The organism is Nocardioides koreensis (genome assembly GCF_039531775.1).
Taxonomy (GTDB): Bacteria; Actinomycetota; Actinomycetes; order Propionibacteriales; family Nocardioidaceae; genus Nocardioides; species Nocardioides koreensis.
Window position 1 is genome coordinate 231,105 of sequence record NZ_BAAAQR010000005.1, and the last position, 16,897, is coordinate 248,001.

General features: G+C 70.9%; 15 protein-coding genes. 7 read left to right on the forward strand and 8 right to left on the reverse strand.

Going from position 1 to position 16,897, the window contains the following annotated elements; all coding sequences use genetic code 11:
- Positions 1 to 105: 105 nt before the first annotated feature.
- Complete coding sequence (locus ABD268_RS10790) at positions 106 to 291, reverse strand: DUF5302 domain-containing protein (RefSeq protein WP_344151320.1); 186 nt, start codon at positions 289 to 291, stop codon at positions 106 to 108.
- 109 nt (positions 292 to 400) lie between these two features.
- Between ABD268_RS10790 and ABD268_RS10795 the strand changes: the two genes are divergently transcribed.
- Entirely contained in the window at positions 401 to 1,426 is a 1,026-nt protein-coding gene (locus ABD268_RS10795; protein WP_344151323.1) for a hypothetical protein, read from the forward strand.
- 48 nt (positions 1,427 to 1,474) lie between these two features.
- Here ABD268_RS10795 and ABD268_RS10800 read toward each other — a convergent pair whose 3' ends face one another.
- Genes ABD268_RS10800 through ABD268_RS10825 form a run of 6 tightly spaced genes read right to left on the reverse strand, consistent with a single transcriptional unit; the run spans position 1,475 to position 7,999 of the window.
- Entirely contained in the window at positions 1,475 to 2,665 is a 1,191-nt protein-coding gene (locus ABD268_RS10800; protein WP_344151326.1) for an acyl-CoA dehydrogenase family protein, read from the reverse strand.
- A gap of 46 nt (positions 2,666 to 2,711) precedes the next feature.
- Positions 2,712 to 3,917, reverse strand: a complete 1,206-nt coding sequence (locus tag ABD268_RS10805; protein ID WP_344151329.1) for a phospholipase D-like domain-containing protein — start codon at positions 3,915 to 3,917, stop codon at positions 2,712 to 2,714.
- A 26-nt stretch (positions 3,918 to 3,943) separates the two neighbouring features.
- Positions 3,944 to 5,065, reverse strand: coding sequence for a hypothetical protein (locus ABD268_RS10810; RefSeq protein WP_344151332.1), 1,122 nt, complete (start codon positions 5,063 to 5,065; stop codon positions 3,944 to 3,946).
- A complete protein-coding gene (locus tag ABD268_RS10815; RefSeq protein WP_344151335.1) occupies positions 5,062 to 5,304 on the reverse strand; it encodes a DUF6752 domain-containing protein in 243 nt (80 codons plus the stop codon). The genes ABD268_RS10810 and ABD268_RS10815 overlap by 4 nt, the downstream gene beginning before the upstream one ends.
- Positions 5,292 to 6,842: a class I SAM-dependent methyltransferase gene (locus tag ABD268_RS10820; RefSeq protein WP_344151338.1), complete on the reverse strand. Its 1,551-nt coding sequence runs from the start codon at positions 6,840 to 6,842 to the stop codon at positions 5,292 to 5,294. The genes ABD268_RS10815 and ABD268_RS10820 overlap by 13 nt, the downstream gene beginning before the upstream one ends.
- Positions 6,843 to 6,892: 50 nt before the next feature.
- Positions 6,893 to 7,999: a hypothetical protein gene (locus ABD268_RS10825; RefSeq protein WP_344151341.1), complete on the reverse strand. Its 1,107-nt coding sequence runs from the start codon at positions 7,997 to 7,999 to the stop codon at positions 6,893 to 6,895.
- Between the two features lie 205 nt (positions 8,000 to 8,204).
- Between ABD268_RS10825 and ABD268_RS10830 the strand changes: the two genes are divergently transcribed.
- The 3 genes from ABD268_RS10830 to ABD268_RS10840 are packed head-to-tail and all read left to right on the forward strand — an operon-like array spanning position 8,205 to position 12,726.
- Positions 8,205 to 10,130, forward strand: a complete 1,926-nt coding sequence (locus tag ABD268_RS10830; protein ID WP_344151344.1) for an alkaline phosphatase family protein — start codon at positions 8,205 to 8,207, stop codon at positions 10,128 to 10,130.
- A 10-nt stretch (positions 10,131 to 10,140) separates the two neighbouring features.
- Complete coding sequence (locus tag ABD268_RS10835; RefSeq protein WP_344151347.1) at positions 10,141 to 11,088, forward strand: formylglycine-generating enzyme family protein; 948 nt, start codon at positions 10,141 to 10,143, stop codon at positions 11,086 to 11,088.
- Positions 11,089 to 11,130: 42 nt separating this feature from the next.
- A complete protein-coding gene (locus ABD268_RS10840; protein WP_344151350.1) occupies positions 11,131 to 12,726 on the forward strand; it encodes a sulfatase family protein in 1,596 nt (531 codons plus the stop codon).
- On the opposite strand, the gene ABD268_RS10845 is transcribed toward ABD268_RS10840, so the two are convergent.
- Entirely contained in the window at positions 12,717 to 13,808 is a 1,092-nt protein-coding gene (locus ABD268_RS10845) for an endonuclease/exonuclease/phosphatase family protein (protein WP_344151353.1), read from the reverse strand. The two genes, ABD268_RS10840 and ABD268_RS10845, sit on opposite strands and share 10 nt — an antisense overlap.
- Positions 13,809 to 13,913: 105 nt before the next feature.
- Between ABD268_RS10845 and ABD268_RS10850 the strand changes: the two genes are divergently transcribed.
- The 3 genes from ABD268_RS10850 to ABD268_RS10860 are packed head-to-tail and all read left to right on the forward strand — an operon-like array spanning position 13,914 to position 16,894.
- Positions 13,914 to 15,188: a magnesium transporter MgtE N-terminal domain-containing protein gene (locus ABD268_RS10850; protein WP_344151356.1), complete on the forward strand. Its 1,275-nt coding sequence runs from the start codon at positions 13,914 to 13,916 to the stop codon at positions 15,186 to 15,188.
- Complete coding sequence (locus ABD268_RS10855; protein ID WP_344151359.1) at positions 15,181 to 15,708, forward strand: DUF1003 domain-containing protein; 528 nt, start codon at positions 15,181 to 15,183, stop codon at positions 15,706 to 15,708. Before ABD268_RS10850 ends, ABD268_RS10855 begins: the two co-directional genes overlap by 8 nt.
- Before the next feature lie 31 nt (positions 15,709 to 15,739).
- A complete protein-coding gene (locus tag ABD268_RS10860; RefSeq protein ID WP_344151362.1) occupies positions 15,740 to 16,894 on the forward strand; it encodes an Mrp/NBP35 family ATP-binding protein in 1,155 nt (384 codons plus the stop codon).
- Positions 16,895 to 16,897: the final 3 nt, after the last annotated feature.

The following is a 16,897-nucleotide window of genomic DNA, read 5'->3' on the forward strand; positions in this document are numbered from 1 at the left end:
ACCCACCGACTCAGCAGGCTCCACCACCCGGACACCGGGCGCTGGAGCCTGCCGGCACGCCCACGTGAGGCCACGGGCCCGGCCGGGCCGAAAGCCGGAGGATCCTCAGGAACCCCCGCCGCCGGCCTTGCGCCGGTGCATCTTGGGAGCGCCGCCGACGACCTCCGAGCCGTGGGCCTTCTCCTTGACCGGCCCGTCGTGCGGCACGCCCTGGTCGTTCGACTTCTTGCGGTCCAGGGCCTCGCGCATCTTGGCCTTGAGCTCCTCGTTCGCGCCGTTCGATTCGGGCATCATCATCTCCTCCGGTCGGTCCATCCACCCTCGCATCCCGGGGCGGCCTGCGTCGACAGCATTGTGGGAGGATGAGCCGGTCCACGACGGTCGTCAGGGAGGCAGGCACGTGGCTGAGCGGTTGGTGCTGCACGTCGGTTTGATGAAGTCCGGCACGACGTTCATCCAGGGGCGGTGCAACGCGAACCGGGAGAAGCTCGCCCAGCAGGGCATCCTCTTCCCCGGTCCGACCTGGGGCCGGCACGCGCGGGCAGTGTCGGACCTGATCGAGAGCAAGAGCGCGAAGCCCGGCTCCTGGGCAAGCCTGCGCGACGAGATCAACGCACACCCCGGCACGGCCATCGTGTCGATGGAGTACCTCGGCCCGATCGGTGCGCCGCGGATGGAGCAGCTGGTCGGCGACTTCCCCGACACCGAGATCCGGGTCGTCGTCACCGTCCGCGACCTCGGGCGCACGGTGCCGGCCATGTGGCAGGAGACCGTCAAGAACCGCAGCACCTGGACCTGGGCCGACTACCTGGACGCGGTCCAGCACCGCGGGGAGGCCGGCAAGAAGTTCTGGCGGCAGCAGTCCGCCGGGACCATCGTCCAGCGCTGGGCGCGGGTGGTCGGCGCCGACCACGTCACGGTCATCACGGTGCCCCCGCCGGGCTCGCCCTCCGAACTGCTGTGGGACCGGTTCTGCCAGGTCGCGGGCATCACCCCCACCGACTGGACCGAGGCGCCCCGCGCCAACGAGTCCCTAGGCGCGGCCTCCGCGCTGCTCATGCGCCGCCTCAACGAGGAGACCAGCGACCTCGGCCTCCCGGCGTACAAGCGGAAGGTCAAGGCGCTCGGCAAGCACGTCCTCGTGCACCGCAAGCGCGAGGAGGACCCGATCGGCTTCACGGTCCCCCGCTGGCTGCGCAAGACCTCGGACAAGATGACCAAGCAGATCGCCGACAGCGGCGTCGAGGTCGTGGGCGACCTCGCCGAGCTCGACCCGGTCGACACCAAGGGCGTCGACCCGGGCACCGTGACCGCCGAGCAGGAGCTGGCGGCCGCGGTCACCGCCCTCGGCACCGTGCTGCGGGACGGCAAGCCGAACTGGGCGCAGAAGGCCGTGAAGAAGGAGAAGGCCCGGACCAAGGCCTGAGCCTCGGTCCGGGCCTCCGGGCCCCGGCGCCGTACGGCGCCAGTCCCCCTACAGCTTGTAGTCCTCGAGCAGGCGCCGGCCGATGATCATCTTCTGGATGTCCGAGGTGCCCTCACCGATGAGCATGAACGCCGCCTCCCGGTAGAGGCGCTCGATCTCGTACTCCTTGGAGTAGCCGTAGCCGCCGTGGATGCGGAACGAGTCCTCGACGACCTCGTTGCAGTACTCCGCGGCCAACATCTTGGCCATGCCCGCCTCGACGTCGTTGCGCTCACCACGGTCCTTCATGCGGGCGGCGCGGACCATCATCGCGTGGGAGGTCTCGACCTTGGTCGCCATCTCCGCGAGCCGGAACAGGATCGCCTGGTGCTGGGAGATCGGCTTGCCGAAGGTCTCCCGCTGCTGGGCGTAGGCGATGCCCAGCTCGAAGGCCCGGTTCGCGATGCCGCACGCGCGGGCGGCGACGTTGACGCGGCCGACCTCGACGCCGTCCATCATCTGGTAGAAGCCCTTGCCCGGCTCCCCACCCAGGATCTGGTCCGCCGAGATCTTGTGGCCCTCGAAGACCGCCTCGGTGGTGTCGACGCCCTTGTAGCCCATCTTGTCGATCTTGCCCGGGATGGTGAGTCCCTGGGCGGTCTCGCCGAAGCCGGGCTCCTTCTCCACCAGGAACGTCGTCATGTTCCGGTAGACCGAGTCCGCACCCTCGTCGGTCTTGACCAGGGTCGCGACCAGCGTCGAGGTGCCACCGTTGGTCAGCCACATCTTCTGGCCGGTGATCTCGTAGCCCTCGTCGGTCCGGGTCGCCTTGGTCTTGATCGCCGAGACGTCCGACCCGAGCCCGGGCTCCGACATCGAGAAGGCGCCGCGGACCTCGCCGGTGGCCATCCGGGGCAGGTACTTCTGCTTCTGCTCCTCGGTGCCGTGCTGCATCAGCATGTAGGCCACGATGAAGTGGGTGTTGATGACGCCCGAGACGCTCATCCACCCACGCGCGATCTCCTCCACGCACAGCGCGTAGGTCAGCAGTGACTCCCCGAGGCCGTCGTACTCCTCGGGGATCATCAGCCCGAAGATGCCCAGCTCCTTGAGCCCGTCGACGATCTCCTGCGGGTACTCGTCGGCGTGCTCCAGCTCCGTCGCGACGGGGAGGATCTCCTTCTCGACGAAGCTGCGCACGGCCTTGAGGATCTCCGTCTGATCCTCGGTCAGCCCCTCGGTTTCACACAGTCGACCCACGGTCGCTCCTTCTCAGGTCACCCGGCCGCTCGGTCGGCCGGGACGATCAGTCGTTCTCCCAGGCAGGGCCGGAGTAGGAGAACGTGGGGGCCAGGACCTTGCCGTTGACGTACCGGATCGGCCGCGAGCGGTTCTCCCAGATGAACTTCCAGTTGCGGAGGTACTGGTTGAGCACACCCACGCTGTGGAGCTGGAAGATCTCGTCGTCGCCGCGCAGGCCGGCGTCCTGGTAGTTGCTGGAGCCGGTCACGACCAGGCTGGTGGAGCGATCCTTGGCGTAGTTGCCGGAGATCAGCAGCTCCTTCTGGTGCGTGTAGAGGTCGACCTGGCCGTCCTCATTGGTGTCGTAGCCGTTGGTGTGCGCCGGCACGTAGCCGCGCCTGGTGCGCACCCCCAGCTCACGGCGCACGGCGTACCCGCCCTTGCCGTACTGCACCTTGACGTCGCATCCCGCGGCGTACAGGTTCCGCAGCCTCTTGGCGATGTAGGTGCCGCGCCGGTCGCCCCACGCGTGCATCGAGACCCGCACCATCGTGTGGTGGTACTTGTTGCCGGTGCCGCCGCGAGCGCCCTTGCAGTGGACGCGGCCCAGGATCGACATGATCGGGTCGTGCTTGGGCCCGAAGTTCGGGAACGGCGTTGCCTGCAGCACGAACTGCGTGCCGATCTTGCGCGAGAACCACAGCGGCTTGGCCGGCTTGTCCTTGCGCATCTGGTCGAAGAGCACGTTGAACGTGTCGTAGAGCTTGGGCGCGTTGTTCTTCACGTAGACGTCGTTGTACTGGTTCTTCACCGCGTTGAGGGTGAAGTTCACCGAGCCGGTCATCACGACGTCACGCGCCTTGCCGGTGTGGGAGAACAGGAAGAACTTGATGTGGTTGTTCTCGCCCTTGGAGCGGCAGCCGTTGCTGCACTCGTAGGAGAAGTTCTTGTTCCACCGGTTCTTGCCGAGCGCCCTGTGCAGCATCCGCTGCGCGCCGGTGACCTGGTGGTTGTTCAGCAGGATCTGCACGTGGACGCCGCGCTTCTTGGCGTCGATCAGCGACTGCGCCACCGGCTTGCGGTCGAAGGAGAAGAGCGAGATCCGGATCAGGGAGCCCTTCTTGGCGTGGTTGATCGCCGAGGTGATGGTGCGCTCGACGCGGAACTCCTTGTCCGGGGTCGAGCGTGGCACGTTGAACGTGGCTCCGGCGTCCGGCTGGTAGTCCCCCGCGTACGCCGGCGCGATCCCCGCGCACAGCACCATTGCCATCAGGGCGCCCAAGATCCTGCCCAGTCTCAACGTTTCCAACCTCTCAGCAAGCGAGTCCACGGCCTGCGCACGCTAACACGCGATCCGGGACCCCCTCGCCGACCTTTGAGGTCGTCCAGCAGCTGGTTGCGCTCACGCGTGAGGGACCTCACGTCGCGCAGCATGTTGGCGATCGTCTCGGCCGCCGCATCGACCAGCTCGGAGTCGGAGACGTCCGAGGGGTGGCGCAGCCCGGACAGGTCGGCGGGCTCGAGCAGCGCCAGGTCTCCCACGACGTCGAAGCCCTCGTCGTGCAGCATCGCCAGGGCACGCTCCCCGCGCCGGCAGAGCTCCTCGAGGATCGCGTCGTCGGGTCGGAACTTCTCCCGCGAGTCCGGCAGGACGTCACCCTCGCCGAGGTAGCCGCGGATCCAGGTGCCACGGTCGAACGCCGAGCCGAAGCCCGTCAGCCGCGCGTTGACCCGCCGCAGCAGCTCGACCTCGACCAGGCCGAGCGAACGGTTCGCCTGCTGCTCGGGTGCCGCGAGGCCGTCCCCGTCCAGGCCCAGCACCGAGAGGAAGCGCAGCCACAGGTCACGAGGGTCCGCGCCGCCCGAGGACGCCATCGGCAGCACGTGGACCCGCTCGTGCGGGATCACCGAGCCCCAACGTGCCAGCACGTCGGCGAGGTCGAAGCTGCCCCAGCCCCACTCGTCGGTGGGGTCGTAGTCCGAGCGCGGTGGGTAGCGGTCGATGCGCTTCTTGCCGCCGTTCTTCACCCACTCCTGCCAGCGGGACACCCCGAGACCGACCATGGCGCGCGCCGTGACGACCACGTGCACCTCGGCGCCCGGGAAGGCGTCGACGGCGCGCTGCACCTGCTCGGGTGCGGCGCTGGCGAAGAACTCGTGGCTGATGACCGTGTCGCCGTCCCACGCCCGCGCCTCGTCGACGAGCTCCTGCCACGGAGCCTCGACGTCACCGGGCCGCTGCGCCAGGTTGGGGTCGTCCCGGAGGTCCAGGGACGCGAGCAGGTGCCGCCGCCGGTGCCGGCCCGGGAGCAGCACCCCACGCGCGGCCAGCTCCTGCTTGTTTCCCCAGAGGCAGTCCTGGAGGTACGTCGTCCCGGTCTTGGGCAGCCCGATGTGGAGGAAGACCCTCGCGGTCATCGAGGTCCGGGCACCGGCGGGTCGTTGACGCTGTCGCGGTAGCTCTGCAGCAGCTCGGCGACTCGCGCCTCGTCACGGTCGGCCACCGGGAGGAGCAGCTCCATCACGACGTCGGTCAGCTCGGCCAGGCGCAGGTTGAGCTGACGGCACTCCTGGACCTCCGCCTCCAGCTCCTCGACCCGTCGCTCCAGGTCCCCGCTGTCGCGGAACCGGCGCGCGAACATCTTCAGGGACTCCACGTGATCACCAATCTGCAGATGGTCGGGTCCGCCGACCCGGCGGGCACCTCGTCGCCGTCGTCGACGACGAGGTCATGACGCTCCAGGACCCTGCCCCCGAGCTCGCGCACCTGGGCGAGGAAGGCGTCCACGTCGAGGGGCTTCACGCCGCGCTCGCCGCGCTCGCCGCCTTCCGGCGTCCGCTCGGTCTGGACCTGGACATAGAGCCGGCCGTCGTGTGCGGCGACCATGCGAGCCAGGCGCAGCAGGTGCGCCCGCCCGGTCTCGTCGGTCGCGTCCGCGACGTGCCGGGCCAGCACGATGCGCGGGCCGGGCTCGCGTGCGAGCAGGGCGCCGGTGACCAGCACCGAGCGCAGCTCGCTGAGGTTGGCCCACAGGAAGCGAGCGGGGAGGTTCTGCCGGGCGACGCGGCGGGCCTGCTTGCGAAACGCGCGCCCGACGAAGTCGAGCCCCCACGCGTTGACGTCGCCACGGGCCAGCCACGTGGCGTCGCGACCGACGCCGCAGCCGACGTCGACCGCGGTGCGCATGTCGGGCTCACTCTCGCGGACCCAGCGCACGAAGGCGCTGGGCCCGTCCTTGCCGACGGCCTGCGGTCCCCGGCTGTAGAACTTGTCCCAGACCTGCTCGCGGCCCACCCGCGTGCCGCGGAACCAGCCGTTGAGCCGGCGCACGGTCGACCGCGGCGTCTCGAACTTGTACGCCGGGTCCGGCACCTGCCACGTCGGCCCGTACATCGCCTCGAGCAGGTGCTCGGGCGCGGCCGGGGCCGGGAAGGACCGGCCCTCGAGGGTGACCTGGCTGCGCGGTCGGACCCACTCCGGGCGGAACGGGTGGCCGACCTCGCCCATCAGGTAGAGCATCCCGTCGCGCATGAACCCGCCGAAGACGTCGAGACCGCGCCGGGCCCCGTCGGACTCCTCCACGAGGACCTTGAACGCGATGCCGCTGTAGCGGGTCACGGCGAAGCCCTGCTCGACCAGCGTGCGCTGGAGCCGGAAGGACTCGAGGATGACGTCGGCCGGGTGGTCGTGGGCGCTGACGTAGCCCAGGTCAGCGTCGGAGTCGTGGCCGATCAGCTCACCGTCGCGGACCGCGCCGAGCAGCGTGCCGTAGGCGATGAAGGGCTCGACGCCGGACTGCTCCAGCGCGGTCAGCACCGCCTCCATGGAGTCGAGGAGGGGCTTGACGTGCTCGGGGCTGCGGCTCTCGAAGAGCCTCATCAGGCGCAGGCTCTTGTCCAGCCCGAGCGGGTTGCCGTTGGCGTCCTCGACGCGGATCCGCTCCTCGTCGCCCTCCCCGAGGGCGACCTCCTCGGAGAAGAGCTCGAGGTCGTCCACGTGGTCCACCAGCGACAACGTCGTGGTGCCGTCGAGGAACCGGCGCAGCGCGTCGGGCCAGGGGTAGAGACGCTCCTCACCGGCCTCGCGCGTGTCGCGCTCCAGCCAGAAGGAGCCGATCCGGCGTCCGTCGAAGAGGACGTCGACCACGCGGTCCTGCTGGGCCCGGACGAAGATCCCGTCGTCGGTCACCCGCACGGACCGGAGGGTCTCCGTCCGAGAGTCACCGTTTCCCATGACCGGCGAGCCTACCCGTCCCACCCGTGGGCCTGACGCAGCAGCCTGCCGGCGTCCTCCACCAACCGGTCGAGGTCGTCGGGGCGGCTGCCGGTCGGCGCACCCGCCGCGGCCGCTGCGTGCTCCCACACGGCCTCGGCGGCACGGCGTACCTGCTCGGCCGCAGGCTGCGAGACCGTCGTGGGGTACTCCGTCAGCTCCGCTGGGACGGGCAGGTCCTCCGGGGACCCCCAGAGCCGGTAGCGGTCCGAGGCGAGCAGGTCGCGGATCTCCGCGTTGCGCGACCGGGCGTACGTCGCGGCCCTGCGGTCGAGCTGCGGCCGGCCCTCGTCCGGCCTAAGGGGCACCAGGACCTCGCGCGCCAGCGGCCGCATCGCCTTGCGGTAGCGCCGCGGGGGGACGTCCTGGAGGTGCGCGTTGGCGCGCCGCAGGTAGTCGCACGACGCGTAGCCCAGCGACTCGTTGTCCTTGACCTCCTCGAGGCTGACCTCGGGGGGCTCGATCCCCGCGGCGGCGCAGAACCGGTTCCACAGCTCCTCGCGCGGAGCGCCGGACGGCGGCACGGTGACGACCTCCACGGACGAGACGCCGGGGGCGCCGCCCCACCGCGACAGGATCGTGGGGACGTCCTGGGCACGGTGGAAGGTCTTGAAGGCCCGCGTGCCGCGCCCCGTGCCGCCCCGCGAGGGCTCGACGTGGCGCAGGTAGCCCTCCCAGTCGTCGGTCCCGAAGTTGCGCGTGTACGTCTGCCACTGGGCCGGCATCGCGCGCAGCTGGTCCCGGACGGTCAGCACGACCCGGACGTCGAGGCCGGCGAACGGCTCGACCAGCCGCCGGACCTGCTCCTCGCCCGCGAAGCTCAGGAACTCCATGGAGAAGATGCCGCTGCGGTCACTCTCGCGCAGCCCGGTCGCCAGCTTCGTCCAGCGCCGGCTGTTGCGGCGCGGCTGCTGGGGCAGCTTCAGCATCTCGCGCACCGCGCGGGCCTGGACACCGAATCCGCCCGGGAACTCGACGCCGTTCTCGGCCAGGGCCGCCTGGTTCTTGCCGAGCACGGACTGGATGAAGCTGGTGCCGGTCTTCATGGTGCCGATGTGCAGGACGACGCGGCGGTCCATCACTCTCCCAATCTCGTGGCCCGGTGCGGGATCAGGCCTCGGCAGCCCCAAAAATAGCGGGGCTGGGGAGCAAAGGCGACTCAAGTGGTGACGAAACACCAAAAGTCACATTAGCATCAGGGGCACCACTGATGCGCGGAGCGACACGCCGGTGGCTCGGGCCCCGGGTCCGGCCCGCCGTCGCTCCTCAACGAAGGGCACCTCCGTGAGGATCTCCACCCACGAGTCCGGGACCGGCCGCTCCACCCGACGACAGCGCCACCGGCCGCGCCGGCTGGCGACCGGCGCCCTCGCGCTGGCGCTGCTCGCCGCGCCGCTGTCGTTGCTCGGCGCCTCCCAGGCCGCCGGAAGCGGGGAGACGCTGCGCAAGCAGCCGGCCGGGGCCACGATCTTCCGCGTCAGCTCCTTCAACCTCCTCGGCGCCGGCCACACCGACTCCGGCCAGCGGAAGGGCTGGGCCTCCGGGGCGACCCGGATGAAGTGGGCGGTGCAGGTCCTCGACGACAACGGCATCAACGTCGTGGGGTTCCAGGAGATGCAGCAGCCGCAGTACGACAAGTTCCACGAGCTCGCCGGCTCGCGGTTCGGGATCTTCCCGGGCAACCAGCTGACCACCGCCGCGATGGCCAACTCGATCGCGTGGCGTCGTGACACCTGGACCCTGCTGCGCAAGGAGACCATCCAGATCCCCTACTTCGACGGCAACCTGATCCGGATGCCCTACGTGCTGCTCCAGAACAGGCAGACCGGGCAGCAGGCGTGGTTCTTCAACACCCACAACCCCGCCGACGCGCACGGCCCGGCCCAGAAGTGGCGGGACAAGGCGGTCGCCAAGGAGATCGACCTCGTCAACGGGCTGCGCGAGCAGTACCCCGGCACCCCGGTCTTCATGACCGGCGACATGAACGACCGTGACAAGTTCTTCTGCCCGATGACCGGCAGCACCGAGCTGCTCGCCGCCAACGGAGGCGCCAGCTCCCCCGGCGGCACCGTCGACAACGGCGGCTGCACGATGCCCGAGCCGTCGCGGGTCGACTGGGTCCTCGGCACCTCCGACATGAACTTCACCGGGTACACCGCGCTGCGCGACGAGCTGGTCCAGAAGACCACCGACCACTTCGTGATCTACGCCGACGCCAACATCCCGCCGCCGTCGGTCCAGGAGTCGCCGGTGACCCGGGTGCTCGTGCTCTCCGTCGAGGGGCTGCGCCCCAGCGCCATCCGGAAGGCCGGCGAGGCCGGCACGCCCGTCCTGCACCGGCTGATGGGCGAGGGCGCCTCGACCCTCAACGCCCGCACCGAGGTCGAGCGGACCACCACCCTGCCCAACGTCGTGGGCATGCTCACCGGGCGCCGGGTCAACGCGGACCGCGGGGGCCACGGTGTCCGGGCCGACCGCGACACGGGCCTGACCGTGCAGGCCGCCGCCGGCCGCTACATCTCGAGCACGTTCGACATCGTCCACAACTTCGGCCTGAGCACGGCCCTGTTCTCGAGCCAGCCGCGCATGGCCCTCGTCGACCGCAGCTGGGACGACGTGAACGGCGGCACCGACCCCTACGGCCTGGACGACGGCCGCGACAAGATCAACCGGTTCGTGAGCACCACGGACGACCACGAGCTCGTCGACCGCCTGACCGCGATGCTGTCCAGGTCGCCCAAGGCCCTCACCGTCGCCCAGCTCTCGCTCCTCGACGACGTCGGGCGCACCAGCGGTTACGCCAGCAAGGACTACCGGGCCACGCTGACCGAGGTCGACGCGATGGTCGGGCGGGTGCTCACCACGATCACGTCCTCCCCCGCCCTCGACGGCCACACCCTCGTGCTCCTCACCGCGGGCGCCGGCGGGCGTGGGCACACCAACAAGGACCGCACGGTGCGCGGCAACTACACGGTGCCCTTCATCGCGTGGGGTCCCGACGTGGTCGCGGGCGCGGACCTCTACTCGCTCAACCCGGCCTACCAGAATCCCGGGACGCTGCAGCCCGGCTACTCGGCCACCCAGCCGATCCGCAACGGGGTGGTGGCCAACCTGGCCACGGCCGCGCTCCAGCTGCCCCGGATCCCGGGCAGCACCATGAACGCCGACCAGAGCTTCAACGTGTTCGTGGGGCCGGACACCCAGCAGTGACAATGGGCGGGTGAGCACGACCGAGGATCCGCGCCCCTGCTGCGTGCCGTCGAACGCCGGCTCCCGCGCCACGCCTGCCCGGGAGCCGGAGTCGGCGCCGCGGAGCCCGTCGTACCGCGGCCAGGTCCGGATCGAGGGCGGTGAGTTCGTCCTCGGCGACGCGTTCGGCGAGGGCTACCCCGCCGACGGCGAGACCCCGGTTCACCGGGTCCGCCTGAGCACCTTCCACGTCGACGCCACGACCGTCACGAACGCCGCCTTCGCGGCGTTCGTGAAGGCGACGGGGCACGTGACGACCGCGGAGCGGGAGGGCAGCTCGGCGGTCTTCCAGCTCGACCACACCGGAGACGGCGCGGACGTGCTGGGGCGTCCGGCCGCGACGCCGTGGTGGCTGGCCGTCCGGGGGGCCGACTGGCGCCACCCGGAGGGTCCTGGCTCCGAGGTGTCCCGGCGCCAGAACCACCCCGTCGTGCACGTCTCCCACGACGACGCCACGGCGTACGCCGCCTGGGCCGGCAAGCGGCTCCCCACCGAGGCCGAGTGGGAGGCCGCCGCGCGCGGCGGCCTCGAGGGCCGGCGCTACCCCTGGGGCGACGACCTGCTCCCCCGGGGCCGGTGGATGTGCAACATCTTCCAGGGGCGGTTCCCGGTCGAGAACACCCGCGAGGACGGCTGGGCGAGCACCGCCCCCGTCAAGACGTTCCCGCCGAACGGCTACGGGCTCCACCAGATGGCCGGCAACGTCTGGGAGTGGTGCGCCGACTGGTTCGACGCCGAGGCCTACGCCACGGTCGCGCCCGCCGACCCCGCCGGCCCGGAGACCGGAACCGCCCGGGTGATGCGGGGCGGCTCCTTCCTGTGCCACGACTCCTACTGCAACCGCTACCGGGTGGCTGCCCGGTCGTCCTCCCCGCCGGACTCCTCGGCCTCGAACCTCGGGTTCCGGTGCGCCAACTAGGATGGGGCTCACCCCTTCCCCCCTTCGCTAGGAGCTTTCCGCATGCCCGTACGGGGATCCCGCGAGCCCCGCTGGCTGGCTGCGGCGGCGATGGTCGCGGTCGCCGGCCTGACGGTGGCAGGCTGCACGTCCGGTGACACCCAGGGCCAGGGCCCGCAGCGGGAGCGGCACGTCGTGCCGAAGGGGCCGGCGCCGGTGCGCGCGCCGAACCAGCACGACACGGTCCTGCCCGGCAAGCCGCTCACCGCGGACGCGTTCACGCAGCCGCGGCGGCAGCCGAACCTGCTGATGATCACCGTCGACGACGCGGCCCAGAAGGACATGCGGTACCTCCCGCACGTCCAGCACCTGATGGCCGACCAGGGCACCACCCTCGACAACGGCCTCGCTCCCACCCCGATCTGTGTGCCTGCCCGGGCCTCGCTGGTGTCGGGGCAGTACTCCCACAACCACGGCGCGCTGACCATCAACGGAGCCGGCGGCGGGTTCAAGGCGTTCGAGGACGAGGACACGCTGCCGGTCTGGTTGCAGCGGGCCGGTTACGACACGATGTTCATCGGCAAGTACCTCAACGGGTACGGCGAGGACGGCTCCGAGACCTACGTCCCGCCCGGCTGGAGCGACTGGCGCGCGACGGTCGACCCCACGACGTACAACTTCGTCCGCCCGACGGTCAACGACAACGGCACCGACCGGACCTACCACCAGTACTCCAGCGACCTGTTCAGCGACCTGACGGTGGACATGCTCGACGACCCCGCGCGGGAGCGGAAGCCGTGGTACCTCTGGGTGAACTACGTCGCGCCGCACACCGGCGGGCCGGACGCCAAGGACGACCCGAAGGTCCTGCACCCCGACGACGAGTCCCCCATCAAGACGACCACGCCGGCGCCGGAGGACGAGAACAGCTTCGACTGGCTGCACCTCCCCCGCACACCGGACATGTTCGAGGAAGACACCTCCGACAAGGCGATCATCCGTCCGGTGCACCGGACGGTGGACTCCGTCCACCGCCAGGAGATGCGGGAGGCGCGCCAGCAGCGGATCGAGGCCCTGCAGTCGGTGGACCGGGCGGTCGCCCGGACCGTCCGGACGCTGCGGAGCACCGGGCAGCTGGACAACACCTACATCGTCTTCACCTCCGACAACGGCTACGTGCTCGGCGAGCACAACCTCGACGGCAAGCTCTGGTACTTCCGCGAGATCGCCGGCATCCCGATGTACATCCGTGGGCCCGGCGTCGCCAAGGGTGAGCGCAGCGACGCCCCGGTCACGAACGCCGACTGGGCACCCACCTTCGCCGCCCTCGCGGGCGCGAAGCCCACCCGGAAGGTCGACGGCACCAACGTGCTGCCGTGGCTCGACACCCGCGCCGCACGCCGGGTCGTCCCGATCGAGGGCTACCCGGTCCAGGGCGGCACCACCCCCCTCTACACCGGTGTCGTGGTCGGGCCATGGACCTACGTGGAGAACAAGCGCGGCCGCGCGGAGCTCTACTACCGCAACGTCGACCCGTGGCAGCTCGACAACCTGCGCCGGGACCCGCGCTACCACGCGCAGTACAAGCAGCTGCGCGAGCTGACCAGGAAGTACGCCGACTGCGCCGGCAGCGGGTGCCCCTCGGACTTCTACCGCTGACGCGAGCCGTCCGCCGGGATCGTTGCGTCCGCCCAGACGAAGTGGTGGTCGCTGGTCCGCTGCACCAGCGGGCCGTAGTCGCTGTGGTAGTTCGCGAACGACACGGCGCCGTTGCCCATGAGCCAGTCGACGTTGGTGGGGCCGTCCGGCATCACGCACGGGGTCCCGGTCGAGCCGCCGTTGGCCGCGTGCATCTCGGTCTGCATGGTCATCGGGCAGAAGTAGGGCTCACGGTCGTTCATGTCCCCGGTGAAGACCACCGGTGAGCCGTCCGCGCCCAGCCGCTGCGCGAGGTCGATCTCCAGCGCGGTCGCCCGGTTGCGGTACTGCTGCGCGGGGCCGTGCGCGTCGGCCGGGTTGTGGGTGTTGAAGAACCACACCGTCCGCCCGGACTGCAGGTTGCGCAGCTGGACGTAGGGCATCGGCATCGGGTTCCCGCCGAAGTACGGGATCTGGATCGTCTGCTTGGAGACCAGCTCCCACACGTCGGTGCGCCACACGATCGAGTTGGCCATGGCGGCCTGCCCCAGCTCGGCGCCCGGGTAGACCCCCCAGCCGGGGGCCGCCTGCCGGAAGACGCCGTACTGCGGCGGCTGGAACTCCTGGAAGCCGGCCACGCTGACCCCGGTGCCCTGCAGGAGCTGGACGACGTTGCGCATCCGGTCCACGCCCGCCCCGAACCGGGCGTGGCGGCCACCGGCCGTCGTGTGCGAGGCACCGAGGACGTTGAAGGTGCTGACCCGGAACGACGTCGGCAGGGACACCTCCCCCGACCGCTTCGACTTCCTCTGCTTCTTCTCGACCACCCGCTTGAAGACCTCACCACGCAGCACGATCCGCTGCGGCGCCACCCGCGCCTGCGCCTGCGTCGCCGCGGCCGCGTCGGCCGGTGCCGCCGAGGTCGTGCCGGCGGCCTCCACCAGGTCCCGGCCGCCCGGGTCGGCGGCGGCGCCGTCGGTCGGGTCGACGACGTGGCCCCACGCGAGGAAGACGGCGGAGACGACCAGCAGCACCACGGCGAGCGCCACGGTTCCGATCACCGACGGCTCGAGCCGCTGGCGCCGCTGGGAGTGGCGGGACATGGGGGAATCCTCCGGAGCCGGGGCGGGGGTCGGGGAAACATGCTAACCGACCTCTCCGGCGGTGCAGCGCGCGCGGCGACGCAACCGGCCGGTAGCGTCGGGGCCGTGAGCACGACCCCCACCCGCGTCTACGCGGCCCGACTCGTCGGGCTGCCGATCTTCGACCCCCAGGGTGACCAGGTGGGCAAGGTCCGCGACCTCGTGGTGGCGCTCCGCTCGGAGGTGAACCAGCCCAGAGTGCTCGGCATGGTCGCCGAGGTGTTCGGTCGCCGGCGCATCTTCGTGCCGATGACGCGGGTGACCAACATCGACAGCGGGCAGGTCTACACGACGGGCCTGCTCAACATGCGCCGCTTCGAGCAGCGCTCCACCGAGACGCTGGTGATCGGGCAGCTGCTCGACCGCACGGTCACGATCCGCGAGACCGGCGTGCTCGGCACGGTGTACGACGTGGCGATGGAGCAGGCGCGCAACCGCGACTGGGTGCTCTCCCGGGTGGCCGTCCAGGAGCCGGCCAAGGGGCTGCGCCGGCGCGGCCAGACCCATGTCGTGGAGTGGCGCGACGTCGAGGGGCTCATCGGTCGCGAGGAGAAGCAGGGCGCGACGCACCTGATCGCAGCCCTCAACGAGATGCGGCCCGCCGACGCGGCCAACATGATCCACGAGCTGCCGGTGGAGCGTCGTACCGCCGTGGTGGCCGCGCTCGACGACGAGCGGCTGGCCGACGTGCTCGAGGAGCTGCCCGACGAGGACCAGGTCGAGATCCTGGAGCACCTCGACTCCGAACGCGCCGCCGACATCCTCGAGGAGATGTCGCCCGACGACGCCGCGGACCTCATCGCGGACCTCCCGCCCGACACGGCGGCCGCGCTGCTCGAGCTGATGGAGCCCGAGGAGGCCGAGGACGTCCGTCGGCTGATGTCGTACGCCGAGCACACCGCCGGCGCGATGATGACCCCGGAACCGGTGATCCTCGGCCCGGACGCCACGATCGCGGACGCCCTCGCGCACGTGCGCAACCCGGACCTGCCGGTCTCGCTGGCGGCCATGGTCTTCGTCTGCCGCCCGCCGCTCGAACCGCCCACGGGCAGGTTCCTCGGCGTCGCCCACATCCAGCGGCTGCTGCGCGAGCCTCCCTCGACGCTGGTCGCCGGGGCGCTGGACAACTCGATGGACCCGCTGCGCCCGGCGGCGTCGATCGAGCAGGTGGCCGCGCACCTCGCGACGTACAACCTGGTCGCGGCTCCCGTCGTCGACGACAACAACCGGCTGCTCGGCGCGGTCACGGTTGACGACCTGCTGGACCACATGCTGCCGGAGAACTGGCGCGAGAAGGCGCTGCGGCCGGGCGATGCGCGACCGGGGGTGAGCCGTGGCTGAGACCACCCGCACCCCCCAGCGCTACCGGCTCGACACGCCCAAGGAGACCCGCCGTCCGCTGGTGCGGCGGCCGGCGTACGACTCCGACGCCTTCGGCGTCTTCGCCGAGCAGTTCGCCAGGTTCATGGGCACCGCACGATTCCTGCTCTACATGACGGGCTTCGTGCTCATCTGGATCGGCTGGAACCTGCTCGCGCCCGCGGACATCCGGTTCGACGACTACCCGTTCATCTTCCTGACCCTGATGCTGAGCCTGCAGGCGTCGTACGCCGCGCCGCTGATCCTGCTCGCGCAGAACCGGCAGGAGACCCGCGACAAGGTGATCGCCGAGCAGGACCGCCAGGCGAACGCCCGGGCGCACGCCGACATGGAGTTCCTCGCCCGCGAGGTGGCCTCGCTGCGGATGTCGGTCGGCGAGGTCGCGACCCGCGACTTCCTGCGGTCGGAGCTGCGCTCGCTGCTCAGCGACCTCGAGGAGCTCAACAGGGCCGAGGACGACGAGGCGGAGCCCACACCGTAGGCCGACCCCCCACCACCTAGGATTGGGCATCATGAGCACCCCGACCCTCGAGCAGGTCAACGCCGCGCTGGCGACCGTCAACGACCCGGAGATCAAGCGGCCGATCACCGACCTCGGCATGGTCGACACGGTCGAGATCGACGACGCGGGCGTGGTCCACCTGACCGTGCTGCTGACGGTCGCCGGCTGCCCGCTCAAGGACACCATCAACCGCGACGTCACCGCGGCCGTGACCCGGGTCCCGGGAGTCACCGGCGTGGACCTGCAGCTCGGCGTGATGACCGCAGAGCAGCGCGCCGGGCTCCAGGAGGTCCTGCGCGACGGCCAGGCGCAGCGCGAGATCCCGTTCGCGCAGCCCGGGAACCTCACCAAGGTGTTCGCGATCGCGAGCGGCAAGGGCGGCGTCGGCAAGTCGTCGGTGACCGTGAACCTCGCGCTGGCGATGGCCAAGCTGGGCCTGAAGGTCGGGGTCGTGGACGCCGACATCTACGGCCACTCGGTGCCGGCCATGCTCGGGGTCGCCGACTCCCGGCCGACCCAGGTCGAGGACCTGATCATGCCGGTCCCGACGCCCAGCGGTGTCTCGGTGATCTCCATCGGCATGCTCAAGCCCCGCCGCGACCAGGTCGTCGCCTGGCGCGGCCCGATGCTCGACCGGGCGCTGGTCCAGATGCTGGCCGACGTCTACTGGGGCGACATCGACGTCCTGCTCCTCGACCTGCCGCCGGGCACCGGCGACGTGGCGATCTCGCTGGGGCAGCACCTGCCCGGTGCCGAGGTCGTGGTCGTGACCACGCCGCAGGAGGCCGCCGCGGAGGTGGCCGAGCGCGCGGGCACGATGGCCTCGATGATGCACCAGCGGGTCGCCGGCGTGGTCGAGAACATGAGCTTCCTGGCCTGCCCGCACTGCGGGCCCGAGCACCAGATCGAGATCTTCGGCAGCGGTGGCGGCGACCGGGTCGCGGCCACGCTCTCCGAGCGGTTCGGCTACTCCGTGCCGGTGCTCGGCCGGGTGCCGCTGGACACGTCGCTGCGCGAGGGCGGCGACGCCGGCAAGCCGATCGTCGACTCCGACCCGACCGCACCGGCGGCCACGGTCCTCACCGAGGTGGCGGGCCAGCTCTCCGGCCGCAGCCGCGGCCTCGCCGGCATGCAGCTCGGCCTCACTCCGACCAGTAAGTTCTGACCC

What these genes read in the sequence shown, in the direction of transcription:
- ABD268_RS10790 (WP_344151320.1), bottom strand. Translation starts at nt 291, where the DNA reads ATGCCCGAATCGAACGGCGCGAACGAGGAGCTCAAGGCCAAGATGCGC.
- ABD268_RS10805 (WP_344151329.1), bottom strand. Translation starts at nt 3,917, where the DNA reads ATGGCAATGGTGCTGTGCGCGGGGATCGCGCCGGCGTACGCGGGGGAC.
- ABD268_RS10825 (WP_344151341.1), bottom strand. Translation starts at nt 7,999, where the DNA reads ATGGACCGCCGCGTCGTCCTGCACATCGGCACCATGAAGACCGGCACC.
- ABD268_RS10840 (WP_344151350.1), top strand. Translation starts at nt 11,131, where the DNA reads ATGCCCGTACGGGGATCCCGCGAGCCCCGCTGGCTGGCTGCGGCGGCG.
- ABD268_RS10845 (WP_344151353.1), bottom strand. Translation starts at nt 13,808, where the DNA reads ATGTCCCGCCACTCCCAGCGGCGCCAGCGGCTCGAGCCGTCGGTGATC.
- ABD268_RS10810 (WP_344151332.1), bottom strand. Translation starts at nt 5,065, where the DNA reads ATGACCGCGAGGGTCTTCCTCCACATCGGGCTGCCCAAGACCGGGACG.
- ABD268_RS10860 (WP_344151362.1), top strand. Translation starts at nt 15,740, where the DNA reads ATGAGCACCCCGACCCTCGAGCAGGTCAACGCCGCGCTGGCGACCGTC.